This window comes from Pseudomonas sp. TWP3-1 (assembly GCF_049896625.1).
In the GTDB taxonomy this organism is placed as follows: domain Bacteria; phylum Pseudomonadota; class Gammaproteobacteria; order Pseudomonadales; family Pseudomonadaceae; genus Aquipseudomonas.
Genome location: NZ_JAFCUQ010000004.1, coordinates 93260 through 107949, shown reverse-complemented (window position 1 = coordinate 107949; position 14690 = coordinate 93260). Strand labels below are relative to the sequence as shown.

Here is a 14690-nt window from a genome sequence, read left to right as displayed (position 1 = left end):
TGGGCAACGGCTCAACCGCAGCTGGGCGCATTCTTTTCCTGACGTTTGGCTTCACCCCACAGGGCGTCCAACTCTTCGAGGGTGCAATCTTCCATGGGACGGTGGGTGTCGCGCAATGCCTGTTCGATAAAACGGAAGCGTCGTTCGAATTTGCCGTTGGCCGCGCGTAAGGCGGTTTCCGGATCGACCTTCAGATGCCGCGCCAGATTGACCACGGAAAACAGCAAGTCACCAATCTCGTCGGCCACTGCATCCGGGTCGTTTTCGGACATGGCTTCGAGCACTTCATCGAGCTCTTCGCGCACCTTGTCGAGCACCGGCAACGCATCCGGCCAATCGAAACCGACCTGCCCGGCGCGCTTCTGCAACTTCGCCGAGCGCGACAGCGCCGGCAACGTGGCAGGCACGTCGTCGAGCAATGACAATTGTTCTGGCGCGGCAGATTGCTCGGCGCGCTCTTCGGCCTTGATCTCTTCCCAGCGCTGCTTGACTTGTTCTTCGCTCAAACGCGGCACGTCCAGCGGCGCATACAGATCGCCGGTAGGAAACACGTGCGGATGGCGACGAATCAGCTTGCGCGTGATGCTGTCGATCACCCCGGCGAATTCGAAGCGCCCTTCTTCCTTCGCGAGCTGGCTGTAATAAACCACCTGAAACAGCAGGTCGCCCAACTCACCCTGCAAGTGATCGAAGTCACCGCGCTCGATGGCGTCGGCGACTTCGTAGGCTTCTTCGAGGGTGTGCGGGACGATGGTCGCGTAAGTCTGCTTGATGTCCCACGGGCAACCGAACTGCGGGTCACGCAGCCGGTTCATCAAGTGCAACAGGTCTTCAAGTGAATACATTTATCTAACTCTGCAAAACCCTGTGGGAGCTGGCTTGCCAGCGATGCGGCCACCTCGGTGTTTCAGGACAATCGAGGTGATGCAATCGCTGGCAAGCCAGCTCCCACAAAGGCTCGGTGCGCCTTCAAGGGGTGCGGTTACGCCGCGTTTCGATGATGTTCGGCAACTGGGAAATCCGCCCCAGCAACCGCCCCAGTGCGTCAAGACCCGGAATCTCGATGGTCAGCGACATCAGCGCGGTGTTGTCTTCCTTGTTCGAGCGGGTGTTGACCGCCAGCACGTTGATCCGCTCGTTGAGCAGCACTTGCGAGACGTCACGCAGCAAACCGGAACGGTCGTAGGCGCGGATGATGATGTCCACCGGATAGGTGAGCACCGGCACCGGGCCCCAGCTGACCTGGATGATCCGCTCTGGCTCGCGGCCCGACAGTTGCAGCACCGAGGCGCAGTCCTGACGGTGAATGCTCACGCCACGGCCCTGAGTGATGTAACCGACGATGGCATCGCCGGGCAACGGCTGGCAGCAGCCGGCCATTTGCGTCATCAGGTTGCCGACACCCTGGATCTGGATATCGCCACGCTTGCCCGGCTTATAACCGGTGGCCTTGCGCGGGATCAGCTCCAGCTGTTCGTTGCCACGTTCCGGCTCGACCAGTTGTTGCGCCAGATTGACCAGTTGCGCCAGACGCAGGTCGCCGGCACCGAGGGCGGCGAACATGTCTTCGGCGGTTTTCATGTTGGCCTTGTCGGCCAGCTTGTCGAAATCCACCGCCGGCAGACCGAGACGCGCAAGTTCGCGCTCAAGCAAGGTTTTACCGGCCGCGACGTTCTGATCACGGGCCTGCAATTTGAACCAGTGAACTATCTTCGCCCGCGCCCGCGAGGTGGTGACGTAACCCAGGTTGGAGTTCAGCCAGTCGCGGCTCGGGGTGCCGTGCTTGCTGGTGATGATCTCGACCTGCTCACCGGTCTGCAGGCTGTAGTTGAGCGGCACGATGCGCCCGTTGATCTTGGCGCCCCGGCAGTTGTGACCGATCTCGGTGTGCACGCGGTAAGCGAAGTCGAGCGGCGTCGAGCCTTTCGGCAAGTCGATGGCGTGACCGTCAGGGGTGAAAATGTATACCCGATCCGGCTCGATATCGACGCGCAACTGTTCGGCGAGACCGCCGATGTCGCCCAGCTCTTCATGCCACTCGAGCACCTGACGCAGCCAGGAGATCTTCTCTTCGTAGTGGTTGGAGCCGGATTTGACGTCGGTGCCTTTGTAGCGCCAATGCGCGCAGACGCCGAGTTCGGCTTCTTCGTGCATCGAATGCGTACGGATCTGCACTTCGAGGACCTTGCCTTCCGGGCCGATTACCGCTGTGTGCAGCGAGCGATAGCCGTTCTCTTTCGGGTTGGCGATGTAGTCGTCGAACTCTTTCGGGATGTGCCGCCACAAGGTGTGCACAATGCCGAGCGCGGTGTAGCAGTCGCGCATTTCCGGCACCAGCACGCGCACCGCACGCACGTCGTAGATCTGGCTGAACTCCAGACCCTTGCGCTGCATTTTGCGCCAGATTGAATAGATGTGTTTGGCGCGGCCGCTGATGTCGGCGTCAACGCCGGTGGCCTGCAGTTCGTCCTTGAGCTGGGTCATCACATCGGCGATGAACCGCTCACGGTCGAGCCGCCGCTCGTGCAGCAACTTGGCAATCTGTTTGTATTGGTCGGGCTCGAGATACCGGAAGGACAAGTCCTCCAGTTCCCATTTGATATGGCCGATGCCGAGCCGGTGCGCGAGTGGCGCATAGATGTCGAAAACTTCACGGGCGACGCGGTTGCGCTTCTCGTCGTCGGCGGTTTTTACCGCACGGATCGCGCAGGTGCGTTCGGCGAGTTTGATCAATGCAACGCGTACGTCATCGACCATCGCCACCAGCATCTTGCGCAGGTTTTCCACCTGGCCCTGCGTGCCCAGCACCAGCGATTGACGCGGGCTCAGGCTGGCACTGATCGCCGCCATGCGCAGCACGCCGTCGATCAGCTTGGCCACCACCGGGCCGAAGCGCTGGCTGACTGCCGCGAGTTCGATCTGGCCTTCGCGCACGCCGCGATACAGCACGGCGGCGACCAGCGAATCCTGGTCAAGTTTGAGGTCAGCGAGAATCTCGGCGATCTCAAGGCCGGCGCTGAAACTGCCACTGCCTTCAGCCCAGAGATTCTTCGCTGCATTGGATTGCTGTTCGGCCTGTCGAGCGAACTCACAGGCTTCCTTCAAGGCTTCGCGATCCAGTGCCAGATCGACACTGACCGCATGATCGAGCCAAGCCTCGAGATTGATACTGCCGTCGGTGTTGATCGGCTGGTGTGCTCTCACCTGTACCATGTTGCTTACCTTCCCTACGACGCAGATTCAATGCGTCAAATCGCTGACCTTCATTGCCCGTTTACGCTCGCGGGGCTAAGGCGAGCACTGCACGGGCGGACCAGTCGGATCAGACGAGCCATCCTAGCTCGCTTCAAATAACGCCATGGCCTCGACATGTGCCGTCTGAGGAAACATATCGAGAATCCCGGCACGTTTTAACCGGTAGCCCTGCTTGATCAATTCGACCGTATCGCGCGCCAGAGTTGCCGGATTGCACGACACGTACACCAACCGCTTGGCACCGAGGGTCGCCAGCTTGCGCACCACCTCGAAAGCACCGTCACGCGGTGGGTCCAAGAGTACCGCAGAAAAGCCGTTTCCGATCCACTCGGCATCGGTCAAAGGCTGGGATAAATCGGCCTGAAAAAACTTTGTGTTATGCAAATTGTTACTGGCGGCATTCGCCTCGGCGCGCTCGACCATGGTTTGCACGCCCTCGACCGCCACCACTTCACGCACGGTTTTAGCCAGCGGCAAAGCGAAGTTGCCGAGGCCGCAGAACAGATCCAGCACACGTTCCTCGGCGGTCGGCTTCAGCCAATCCAGCGCCTGAGCGACCATCGCTTCATTGACCCCGGCGTTGACCTGAATGAAGTCCCCCGGCCGATAGGCCAGATCCAGATCCCACTGCTCCAGACGATAGCCCAGCGCTTGCGTGGCATCGACCGGTTGCGGGCCGTCTTCGCCATGCAGCCACAGCTGCGCCTGATGGACCGCGCAGAAATCCTTGAGAATCGTCAGGTCGGCCTCGGACAATGGCGCCATGTGCCGCAGCAGCACGGCCAGTGACGAACCGCTGAACAACTCGACGTGACCGAGCGCCTGCGGTTTGCTCAGGCGCCGGAGCATCTCCGGCAAGCGGGTCATGATCGGTTGCAAGGGCTGTACCAGCACCGGGCATTCGCTGATTGCGACAATGTCCTGGCTACCGGCAGCACGGAAACCGACTTCGAGATTTTTCGCCTTGATGTCCCAGCGCACGGCGATCCGCGCGCGGCGGCGATAGCCGAACTCAGGGCCGGTCAACGGTGCGGCCCACTCTTGCGGTTCGACCCCGGCAACCCGTGACAATTGCTCGGCGAGCATGCGTTGTTTCAGGGCAAGTTGTTCACTATGCGGCAGATGTTGCACGCTGCAACCGCCGCAGCGGCCGGCGTGTTGGCAAGGTGCGGGGCGGCGCAGTTCGCTGGCCGTGAATACGCGTTCGGTGCGTGCCTCGACCACTTTGCCGTGGGCGCCGAGCACTCGTGCTTCGACTTCTTCACCCGCCAGGGCGCCGAGGACGAACCATGTACGACCTTCGAAGAACGCGATGCCGCGACCGTCATTGGCCAGACGCTCGATGCTCAAGCGCTGTTTTTTGCCGGTCGGGATTTGCGGTGCCTTGCTGCCGCCGGTGGGCTGGAAGCGCAGGCCTCTCTCATGCTTGGCCATCAGTTGGGCGCGTCGAAAATGCCGGTCGACAAGTAACGGTCGCCACGGTCGCAAATGATCGCGACGATCACCGCGTTTTCAACTTCCTTGGACAGGCGCAGCATCGCTGCCACTGCACCGCCCGAGGACACGCCACAAAAGATGCCTTCTTCACGGGCCAGACGCCGGGTGACGTCTTCGGCCTCGCTTTGCGCCATGTCGACGATGCGATCGACGCGATCCGCCTGATAGATCTTCGGCAGATATTCCTGCGGCCAGCGGCGAATACCCGGAATGGCCGAGCCTTCCATCGGTTGCAGACCGACGATCTGCACGCTGTCGCTCTGCTCTTTCAAGTAGCGCGACACGCCCATGATGGTGCCGGTGGTGCCCATGGAGCTGACGAAATGGGTAATGGTGCCCTGAGTCTGACGCCAGATTTCCGGGCCGGTGGTGGTGTAGTGCGCCTCGGGGTTATCACCGTTGGCGAACTGATCCAGCACCTTGCCACGACCTTCGGCTTCCATACGCTGAGCGAGGTCGCGCGCGCCTTCCATGCCTTCTTCCTGACTGACCAGAATCAGCTCGGCGCCATATGCGGTCATCGCCGCTTTGCGTTCGGCGCTGGAATTGTCCGGCATGATCAAGATCATCTTGTAACCCTTGATCGCGGCCGCCATGGCCAGGGCGATCCCGGTATTGCCCGAGGTCGCTTCGATCAGCGTATCGCCAGCGTGGATCTGCCCGCGCAATTCGGCACGGGTAATCATCGACAGCGCCGGACGATCCTTGACCGAACCCGCCGGGTTGTTCCCTTCCAGCTTGAGCAAGAGGGTATTGCTGGTGGCACCGGGCAAGCGTTGCAAACGAACCAGCGGAGTGTTGCCGACGCAATCGGCGATGGTGGGGTACTGCAAGGTCATGGCGTATTCGCAATCCAGACGTGCGGGGGCGCCTATCATACCGGCAAACCCGCGCGGCCCATATCACGCAAAGTGCGGTGCTTATGGTTTATAGGAATAAGCATTAAAAGTCGCGCCGGTGGCGCGACTTTTGATATTCAGTGATGCAGAGGGCTTCATCGCTGGCAAGCCAGCTCCCACAGGGAATGTGTCGCTCATAGAGTGGGGTAATCAGTGCTGACATTTTTTCGAGTCGCTCACACAATCTGTGGGCGACACATATCCACTGTGGGAGCTGGCCTGCCAGCGATGGCGTCGGGACTCACGGCGTTGTCATCAGCAACCAGTCGCAGATTCAAGCGCAACCCGGCCCCGGCATTCTCCGCCCACAAACGCCCGCCCTGCCGCTGCACCGCATTCCTCGCGATGCTCAAGCCCAAGCCGAACCCGCCATCCCCCGGACGCGAGCCGTCGAGTCGAATGAACGGATCGAAAATCCGCTGCAAATCCTCCTCAGCCACCCCGCCGCCCTGATCCTCCAGCCACAAATGCCAGTAATCCCCATCGCGCCTGCCATCCAGCCGTACTACGCCGCCCTCGGGTGAATGCCGGATCGCGTTCCGCAAGATGTTTTCCAGCGCTTGGGCCAGGGTATTCAGATTGCCGCGCACCCAGCAGGTTGAATCCAGTTCACAGACCAACTGCCCCGGCGGGCAAGCGCTTTCGTAGCAAGCATTTTCCGTGAGCATTTCCCACAGCGCCTGAATCTGAATCGCTTCGTCCGGCAGTGGTGCGCGTTCGGTGTCGAGCCAGGCGAGTTGCAGGGTGTCTTCGACCAGCCGTTGCATGACATCGACTTCGCGGCCGATGCGTTCGCGCAGCGGCAGCAGGCCCTGCTCGCTTTCGCTGGCCACGCGCAAACGGCTCAATGGCGTACGCAACTCATGGGACAAGTCGCGCAGCAATTGCTGTTGCAGGCTGACGGTGGTTTGCAGGCGCTCGGACATCGAATCGAAGGCCCGCGCCAATTCACCGAGTTCGTCCGGGCGCTGGGTGATGCCGCTCGACAGCCGCACATTCAATTGGTCGGCGCGCCAGGCGTTGGCCTGTTCGCGCAGATGGTTCAGCGGCACCACCAGCAGGCGATACAGGCCGACGCACAGCAATAAAGTGAAGAGGCCGGGAATCACGCCGTTGGTGATCACGCGCCAGAACAACTTGTAGCGACCGGGCAGGAAGCGTTCGGGCAGCTCGATGATCAGACTGCCGGCAGTCGGATCGCCGGGGAACGGCACGCGCAGCCACGGCTGGCCTTTCTTGTGAATCGGCCAGTCGGGACCGCGAAGGAACGTCAGGCGCTGGATTTCAGCGTCTGTCAGCGGCCGAGTGCTCAACGACTGCAATTGCCCGTCGATCACACCGATCCAGACAGCCTCACGCCACTGCATGCTGCGCAACCAGCTATCAACGCCCTCGCGCTCACCTTCCTTCCAGGCCCGCTCGGCGTCGGCGGCATAACGCGCCAGCGTGCCGCGCGCTTCGTCCGAGAGGAACTGATTACGCTTCTCCATGTGCCGGCCCCACGACCAGCTCAGCCAGATCATCAGCAGACAGAACGCCACCAGCAAACAGGCGAGTTTCCAGAACAGCGAGTGCCGCCCCGGCAGGTCAGACACTTTCATCAACGGCGCTCAATACGTAGCCCTTGCCCCACACTGTGCGTACTTCGCGTTCGGTGTAGCCGAGCGCCTTGAGTTTGCGGCGGATCTGGCTGATGTGCATGTCGAGGCTGCGGTCGTGGGCCGCGTAGCCGCGTTGCAGAACGTGCTGATAAAGGAAGGCCTTGCTCAGCACTTCTTCATCGTTGCGATTGAGGGTTTCCAGCAGACGGTATTCGCTGCGAGTCAGGCCGGCAGCCTGTTCACGGAAAAACACCTCGCATTGTTCATCGTCGAAATGCAGGCCGCCCACGGCTTCCGGGATGGCCACGGCAGCTGGATGCCGGTCGAGCGCGACCCGGCGCAGGATCGCTTCGATGCGCACATGCAATTCGGCCATGCTGAACGGTTTGGGCAGATAGTCGTCAGCGCCAAGGCGAAAACCGCTGATGCGATCGGCCTCGGCCCCCAGCGCCGACATCAACAGCACCGGCGTCGAATGGCTCTGGCGCAACTGCGTCAGCAGATTGAGGCCGTCCAGCCCCGGCAGCAGAATGTCCATCAACACCACATCGAACGGCTGGCGACGGGCGATGTTCAGGCCTTCGCTGCCGTTCTGGCACCAGGTCACCTGAAAGCCGCTACGGCCCAGATGTTCGTGGACATACGCCCCGAGCACGGGATCGTCTTCGATGGAAAGAATGCGCGGCTGGCCAACAGAAACAGGAGTCATGACTATCTGCAAATAATTCTCAGTTGGGCGATTATTCAAGATTGTCCGACAGCGAGCAACCCAAGGTTGAGCTATCGGACCAACGAGTGCGCCGGCGCCGACCGATGACGACATGATTTTTCCGAAGATTGCCCGCAAGCAAATCGCTACACTGCGCCCATGCCGCGTGCCGGACGCACGTGAGAGTCAACAGATCAGCTGGATGCAGGAGACAGGCGTGCTCAAGAAACTGGGAATAAAAGGTCGGGTGCTCTTACTGACCCTGCTGCCGACCAGCCTGATGGCGCTGGTGCTCGGCGGCTATTTCAGCAGTCCGACCTGCAAAGCCAACTGATGCAGCGCGGAGAAATGATCGCCGAGCAACTCGCACCTCTGGTCGCCCCCGCCATGGGCCACGGCAACAGCGAATTGCTCGAGCGCATTGCCACCCAGTCGCTGGAACAACCGGACGTGCGCGCGGTGACCTTCCTCGCCCCCGACCGTTCGCCGCTGGCACATGCCGGTCCGACCATGCTTAACCAGCCACCCAGCGGTGATAGCGCGCATCTGCTACGGCGCAGCGGCAATGACGCCACGCGTTATCTGCTGCCGGTGTTCGGCAAACATCGCAACCTGGCCGGCGAGCTGATCCCGGAAGAATCCGACCGCCTGCTCGGCTGGGTCGAACTGGAGCTGTCGCACAACGGCATGTTGCTGCGCGGTTATCGCAGCCTGTTCGCCAGTCTGCTGCTGATCGCGGCGGGGCTGGCCGGTGCTGCACTGCTGGCGTTGCGCATGGGCCGCACGATCAACGGCCCGCTGAGCCAGATCAAACAGGCCGTGGCGCAGCTCAAGGACGGCCATCTGGAAACCCGTCTGCCACCACTCGGCAGTCAGGAACTGGATGAACTGGCGTCCGGCATCAACCGCATGGCCGGCACCCTGCAGAACGCTCGCGAAGAATTGCAGCACAGCGTCGATCAGGCCACCGAGGACGTGCGCCAGAATCTGGAAACCATCGAGATTCAGAACATCGAACTCGATCTGGCGCGCAAAGAAGCGCTGGAAGCCAGCCGGATCAAATCCGAATTCCTCGCCAACATGAGCCACGAGATCCGCACGCCGCTGAACGGCATTCTCGGTTTCACGCACTTGTTGCAGAAAAGCGAACTGACCCCGCGCCAGCTCGACTATCTGGGCACCATCGAAAAATCCGCCGACAGCCTGCTGGGGATCATCAACGAGATTCTCGACTTCTCGAAAATCGAGGCCGGCAAACTGGTGCTCGACCACATCCCGTTCAACTTGCGCGACCTGTTGCAGGACACCCTGAACATCCTCGCCCCGGCCGCCCACGCCAAGCAGCTGGAACTGGTGAGTCTGGTGTACCGCGACACGCCGCTGTCGCTGGTCGGCGATCCGCTGCGGCTCAAGCAGATTCTCACCAATCTGGTGAGCAACGCGATCAAGTTCACCCGCGAAGGCACGATCGTCGCCCGCGCCATGCTTGAAGAAGAACACGAAGAAAGCGTGCAGCTGCGCATCAGCATTCAGGACACCGGGATCGGCCTGTCAAACCAGGACGTGCGCGCGCTGTTTCAAGCGTTTAGCCAAGCGGACAATTCACTGTCACGGCAACCCGGCGGTACCGGGCTCGGGCTGGTGATTTCCAAGCGTCTGATCGAGCAGATGGGCGGCGAAATCGGCGTCGACAGCACGCCGGGCGAAGGCTCGGAATTCTGGATCAGCCTGAGCCTGCCGAAGACCCGCGATGATGCCGAAGACCTGCCCTCCGCGCCGCTGCTCGGACGTCGCGTGGCCGTGGTGGAGAATCACGAACTGGCACGCCAGGCGTTGCAGCACCAACTGGAAGACTGCGGCCTCGACGTCACGCCGTTCAATACTCTGGAAAGCCTGACCAATGGCGTCACCGGCGCGCATCAGACCGATCAGGCGATCGACCTGGCGGTGCTCGGCATCACCAGTAACGACATGCCGCCGGAGCGCCTCAACCAGCACATCTGGGACCTTGAACACCTCGGCTGCCGCGTGCTGGTGCTGTGTCCGACTACTGAGCTGACGTTGTTCCACCTGTCGGTGCCCAACCCTCACAGTCAGTTGCAGTCGAAACCGGCCTGCACACGCAAATTGCGCCGCGCGCTGTCGGACATGGTCAACCCGCGTCAGACCCGCAGCGAACCCGGCGAACCGTTGTCGAGCCGTGCGCCGAAAGTGCTGTGTGTCGACGACAATCCGGCCAACTTGTTGCTGGTGCAGACGCTGCTGGAAGACATGGGCGCCAAAGTGCTGGCCGTGGAAAGCGGCTATGCCGCGGTCAAGGCTGTGCAAAGCGAAACGTTCGATCTGGTGCTGATGGATGTGCAGATGCCCGGTATGGACGGTCGGCAAAGTACCGAGACCATCCGCCAGTGGGAAAGCGAACGGCACTGCACGCCGCTGCCGATTGTCGCCCTCACCGCCCACGCCATGGCCAACGAAAAACGCGCGCTGCTGCAAAGCGGCATGGACGATTACCTGACTAAACCGATCAGCGAGCGACAACTGGCGCAAGTGGTGCTGAAGTGGACCGGTCTGGCCTTGCGCAATCAGGCGCCGGATCGCGCCAGCGAAAGTGCGACGGCCAACCATGAGCTGCCAGTGCTCGATCACGAAGAAGGCCTGCGCCTCGCTGCCGGCAAAGCCGATCTGGCGGCCGACATGCTGGCGATGCTGCTCGCTTCGCTTGAGGCTGACCGCGAAGCAATCCGCGTGGCCCGCGACAGCCACGACCAGAACGCATTGATCGAACGTGTACATCGCCTGCATGGCGCCACGCGTTACTGTGGCGTGCCGCAACTGCGTTCGGCGTGCCAGCGCAGCGAAACCTTGCTCAAACAGTCCGACCCGAAAGCCGCGACCGCGCTCGACGAGCTGGAACGGGCGATCAATCGCCTGGCCACGCAAGCGAAGATCAGCGCCTGATCCACGGCAATGCCGCAGAGCGTCGAGCCAGCTAAAGTGGTCGCGGGCGCTGTGCCCCGCAACGACGTTTCAGGAGATGAGCATGCGCACGATCGTTTTCAGCAGCCAGACCTACGACCGCGACAGTTTCCTCGGTGCCGAGTGTCCGGCTGACATCGAGCTGCACTTTCAGTCGGCCCGGCTCAGCCTCGACACCGCCGCGCTGGCCGAACAGCATGAAGTGGTCTGTGCCTTCATCAATGACGACCTGAGTGCACCAGTGCTCGAACGGTTGGCCGCTGGCGGCACGCGCCTGATCGCTCTGCGCTCGGCCGGTTACAACCATGTTGACTTGCCAGCGGCCAAACGCCTGGGTCTTGCGGTGGTGCGGGTGCCGGCGTATTCGCCGCACGCGGTGGCCGAGCATGCGGTGGCGCTGATCCTAGCGCTTAACCGCCGTTTGCACCGCGCCTACAACCGCACCCGCGAGGGCGATTTCAGTCTGCACGGTCTGACCGGTTTCGACCTACACGGTAAAACGGTGGGCATTGTCGGTACCGGGCAGATCGGCGCCACGTTCGCGAAAATCATGCACGGTTTCGGCTGCCAGTTGCTCGCATTCGATCCATATCCCAATCCTCAGGTTGAAGCGCTGGGCGCGCGTTATCTGAGCCTGCCGGACCTGCTCGCGCAGTCGCAGATCATCAGCCTGCACTGCCCGCTCAATGAGCAGAGCAAACATCTGATCAACCAGGATTCGCTGGCGCACATGCAGCCGGGGGCGATGCTGATCAACACCGGGCGCGGTGGTCTGGTCGACACGCCAGCGCTGATCGATGCGTTGAAGGACGGGCAACTGGGTTATCTGGGGCTGGATGTGTATGAAGAAGAAGCACAGCTGTTCTTCGAAGATCGCTCCGACCTGCCGCTACAGGACGACGTGCTGGCGCGACTGCTGACTTTCCCCAACGTGATCGTCACCGCGCATCAGGCATTCCTGACCCGCGAAGCGTTGGGCGCGATTGCCGCAACGACTCTGCACAACATCGCAAGCTGGGCGGTGGGAACACCGCAGAATCTGGTCGAAGGTTGAATCAGCCAGCGGTTTGAACCGGATCGAAGGTCGCCAGCGCGCTCCATTGTGCAATCTCGCCCGTGCTAGCATGTCGCGCATATTTGGAGGACCCATGGTCGAACACGATTTCCGCTACACCCTGATGAACCCGCAACACACCCTCACCGAATGCCGCGCCCTTGTCCCGGGCCGCTATCAGGTCACCGGCAACGGTGGCTCGATTCGCATCGGCGATGTGTTGATCGTCACCCTGAAAGGCAGCAAGGATTTGTCCATGCGCCTGAACGTCGAAACCGTCCGCCACCTGATCAACCCGCCCGGCCAATGGACGGCGATGACCACTGGCCCGGTGTTCGGCGAACTGGCGATTCACACCTGGCAGGTCAACTGCGACAGCTGCGCCAAAGAGCTGAGCTTCGAGTTCGCGGTAGACGCCAAACTCGGCAAACCGGCAGAAAAAATCGCCGCCACTGCGCGGATTGCCGAACTGGGCTGGAACGCCGTCGCCGACAAGCATCTGTGCCCGAAATGCCAGGAGCCTGCGTGATGAAACGCCTTGCCCTGACCGCTGTGGTCGGCGCCGGACTGATGGGCTGCGCCGCTGAACCGGTGCAACTGCAACAGAACCGCAGCTACATTCTGGAATGGATCGGCGAGCGACCGCTGATGGATTACAGCCACCTGACCGTGACCCTCGGCGATGATGGCCGCGCCTATGGCAATGGCGGCTGCAACCATTGGTTTGCACCGTACACGCTGGATGGCGACAAGCTGAGCTTCGGCAAGATCGGCAAGACCCGCAAAATGTGCGCACCGGCGCTGATGGAGCAGGAACAACGCTTCCTGCAGGCGCTGGAGCATGTCGAGCGTTGGGATATTTCGCCGATAGAACAGATGCGCTTTTGGCCGGCACAAGGCAAACCGTTGCGTTGGTGGCTGGAAGAAGGTTGATCCTTTAGCCTTCAGATCGCCAAGCCCCTCACCCTAGCCCTCTCCCAGAGGGAGAGGGAACTGATTGGGGGATATTGGAGAAATCCGCCGACCTGATATTGCTTCGGCGAATCCATAATCGACTGGATGTTTCAGGTCGATGTATAGCGCCAGACACCTCGGTCGGCCCCCTCTCCCTCCGGGAGAGGGCTGGGCGGGCGGCGTTCCGATGAGGGTGTGCCTTTAAACGCAAATCACTTGGTCGCCTGCAACGCCTCAAGCTTGGCCAGCACCCCCGCCGCCGTCTGCTCACCCATCAACTGCTCACGCACCTTGCCTTTGTTGTCGATGATGTAAGTCACCGGCAGCGCCTCACTGCGCGGCAGTTCGAACAGCTCGGCCGGATCCTGCGCCAGCACGGTGAACTTGATGCCCAGCTTCTCGCTGGCGTCCTTCAGTTCCTGCCCCTGCACATTGTCGAAATTGACCCCGAACACCCCGACATTCTTGCTCTTCAGCTCATCAGCCAAATGGTTGAGTTCCGGGATTTCCGTACGGCACGGGCCACACCATTCGGCCCAATAGTTGAGCACTACCCACTGCTTGTCGAGACGCTCGGACGCGACCTTCTGCCCGTTCTGGTCAATCCCGTAATCATTGCCGCAGCCCCCCAGCATCAACGCCCCGATAATCGTCAATGCCGCTGCCAGTCGCCGTGTCATGTCGTGTTCCTTGTAAAAAATTGAATGCGCCTGCGACCCATCGCCTCCCGAGGTTCTGGATTGCGCGCTGCACAGTTAGAATAGCCGCCACTCTACGCAAGAAGCGACCCGCCCATGACCGATCTGACGCTTTATCACAATCCGCGCTGCTCGAAATCCCGTGGTGCGCTCGAACTGCTTGAGGCCCGTGGCCTGACGCCAACCGTGGTGCGCTACCTCGAAACTCCGCTGGACGCCACGCAGATCAAGGCGTTGCTCGGCAAGCTTGGCATCAGCGCGCGACAACTGCTGCGCACCGGCGAAGACGAATACAAAACCCTCAATCTGGCCGACGCCAGTCTCGGCGAGAAACAATTGATCGAAGCGATTGCGGCCCATCCAAAACTGATGGAGCGGCCGATCCTCGAAGTCGGCGACAAAGCGGTGATCGGCCGTCCACCGGAGCAGATTCTGGAGTTGTTGCCGTGAGCGCGCCGTACATTCTGGTTCTGTATTACAGCCGCAGCGGCTCGACCAACGAGATGGCCCGGCAGATCGCCCGCGGCGTCGAGCAGGCCGGCCTCGAAGCGCGCCTGCGCACCGTGCCGGCGATTTCCACCGAGTGCGAAGCCGTATCACCGGACATTCCTGACGAAGGCGCGCTGTACGCGACGCTGGATGATCTGAAGAACTGCGCCGGCCTGGCCCTCGGCAGCCCGACGCGTTTCGGCAACATGGCCGCGCCGCTCAAGTACTTCCTCGACGGCACCAGCAACCTGTGGCTGACCGGCGCGCTGGTCGGCAAACCGGCCGGCGTGTTCACCTCCACCGCCAGCCTGCACGGCGGTCAGGAATCCACGCTGTTGTCGATGATGCTGCCGCTGCTGCACCACGGCATGTTGATTACCGGCCTGCCGTACAGCGAATCGGCACTGCTGGAAACCCAGGGCGGCGGTACGCCTTACGGCGCCAGCCATCACGCAGGGGCGGATGGCAAAAAAGGCCTTGATCAGCACGAAGTGGCGCTGTGTCGCGCACTTGGTCTGCGTCTGGCGAAAACCGCGCAGAAACTGGAGAGCTGAA

At 61.5% G+C, this 14690-nt stretch carries 12 protein-coding genes and 1 pseudogene; 6 read left to right on the top strand and 7 right to left on the bottom strand.

All coding sequences use genetic code 11. The features are described 5' to 3' along the window. Positions 1-11 precede the first annotated feature (11 nt). The 6 genes from mazG to ACP7BN_RS07520 form a co-directional block, all read right to left on the bottom strand. On the bottom strand, positions 12-845 hold the full coding sequence (gene mazG / locus ACP7BN_RS07545) for a nucleoside triphosphate pyrophosphohydrolase (RefSeq protein WP_426202891.1): 834 nt from the start codon (positions 843-845) through the stop codon (positions 12-14). A 124-nt stretch (positions 846-969) separates the two neighbouring features. Next, positions 970-3213, bottom strand: a complete 2244-nt coding sequence (gene relA, locus ACP7BN_RS07540) for a GTP diphosphokinase (protein WP_420646467.1) — start codon at positions 3211-3213, stop codon at positions 970-972. A 123-nt stretch (positions 3214-3336) separates the two neighbouring features. Beyond that, entirely contained in the window at positions 3337-4689 is a 1353-nt protein-coding gene (gene rlmD, locus ACP7BN_RS07535; RefSeq protein ID WP_426202889.1) for a 23S rRNA (uracil(1939)-C(5))-methyltransferase RlmD, read from the bottom strand. Beyond that, positions 4689-5591: a cysteine synthase CysM gene (gene cysM / locus ACP7BN_RS07530; RefSeq protein WP_026000780.1), complete on the bottom strand. Its 903-nt coding sequence runs from the start codon at positions 5589-5591 to the stop codon at positions 4689-4691. Before cysM ends, rlmD begins: the two co-directional genes overlap by 1 nt. Before the next feature lie 236 nt (positions 5592-5827). Then, positions 5828-7252 carry a histidine kinase sensor domain-containing protein gene (locus tag ACP7BN_RS07525; protein ID WP_426202887.1) on the bottom strand — a complete coding sequence of 475 codons (1425 nt, stop codon included), beginning with the start codon at positions 7250-7252 and terminating at the stop codon, positions 5828-5830. Continuing rightward, complete coding sequence (locus ACP7BN_RS07520) at positions 7239-7961, bottom strand: response regulator transcription factor (RefSeq protein WP_426202885.1); 723 nt, start codon at positions 7959-7961, stop codon at positions 7239-7241. Before ACP7BN_RS07520 ends, ACP7BN_RS07525 begins: the two co-directional genes overlap by 14 nt. Positions 7962-8178: 217 nt before the next feature. Here ACP7BN_RS07520 and ACP7BN_RS07515 point away from each other — a divergent pair. The 4 genes and pseudogenes from ACP7BN_RS07515 to ACP7BN_RS07500 all read left to right on the top strand — a co-directional run bounded on the left by ACP7BN_RS07515 (position 8179) and on the right by ACP7BN_RS07500 (position 12927). Beyond that, positions 8179-10922: pseudogene (locus tag ACP7BN_RS07515) on the top strand (response regulator). 82 nt (positions 10923-11004) lie between these two features. Continuing rightward, positions 11005-11994, top strand: coding sequence for a 2-hydroxyacid dehydrogenase (locus ACP7BN_RS07510; protein WP_426202882.1), 990 nt, complete (start codon positions 11005-11007; stop codon positions 11992-11994). Positions 11995-12088: 94 nt separating this feature from the next. Beyond that, positions 12089-12523 (top strand): hypothetical protein, encoded by a 435-nt coding sequence (locus tag ACP7BN_RS07505; RefSeq protein WP_420646461.1) that lies wholly within the window; start codon positions 12089-12091, stop codon positions 12521-12523. After that, a complete protein-coding gene (locus tag ACP7BN_RS07500) occupies positions 12523-12927 on the top strand; it encodes an META domain-containing protein (RefSeq protein ID WP_426202880.1) in 405 nt (134 codons plus the stop codon). Before ACP7BN_RS07505 ends, ACP7BN_RS07500 begins: the two co-directional genes overlap by 1 nt. Positions 12928-13160: 233 nt before the next feature. On the opposite strand, the gene ACP7BN_RS07495 is transcribed toward ACP7BN_RS07500, so the two are convergent. Further along, complete coding sequence (locus ACP7BN_RS07495) at positions 13161-13628, bottom strand: TlpA disulfide reductase family protein (protein WP_426202878.1); 468 nt, start codon at positions 13626-13628, stop codon at positions 13161-13163. Between the two features lie 114 nt (positions 13629-13742). Here ACP7BN_RS07495 and arsC point away from each other — a divergent pair, with 114 nt between their 5' ends. Together arsC and wrbA are read left to right on the top strand one after the other, a co-directional pair. After that, on the top strand, positions 13743-14096 hold the full coding sequence (gene arsC / locus ACP7BN_RS07490) for an arsenate reductase (glutaredoxin) (protein WP_426202876.1): 354 nt from the start codon (positions 13743-13745) through the stop codon (positions 14094-14096). After that, positions 14093-14689: an NAD(P)H:quinone oxidoreductase gene (wrbA, locus tag ACP7BN_RS07485; protein ID WP_420646457.1), complete on the top strand. Its 597-nt coding sequence runs from the start codon at positions 14093-14095 to the stop codon at positions 14687-14689. Before arsC ends, wrbA begins: the two co-directional genes overlap by 4 nt. Position 14690 lies beyond the last annotated feature (1 nt).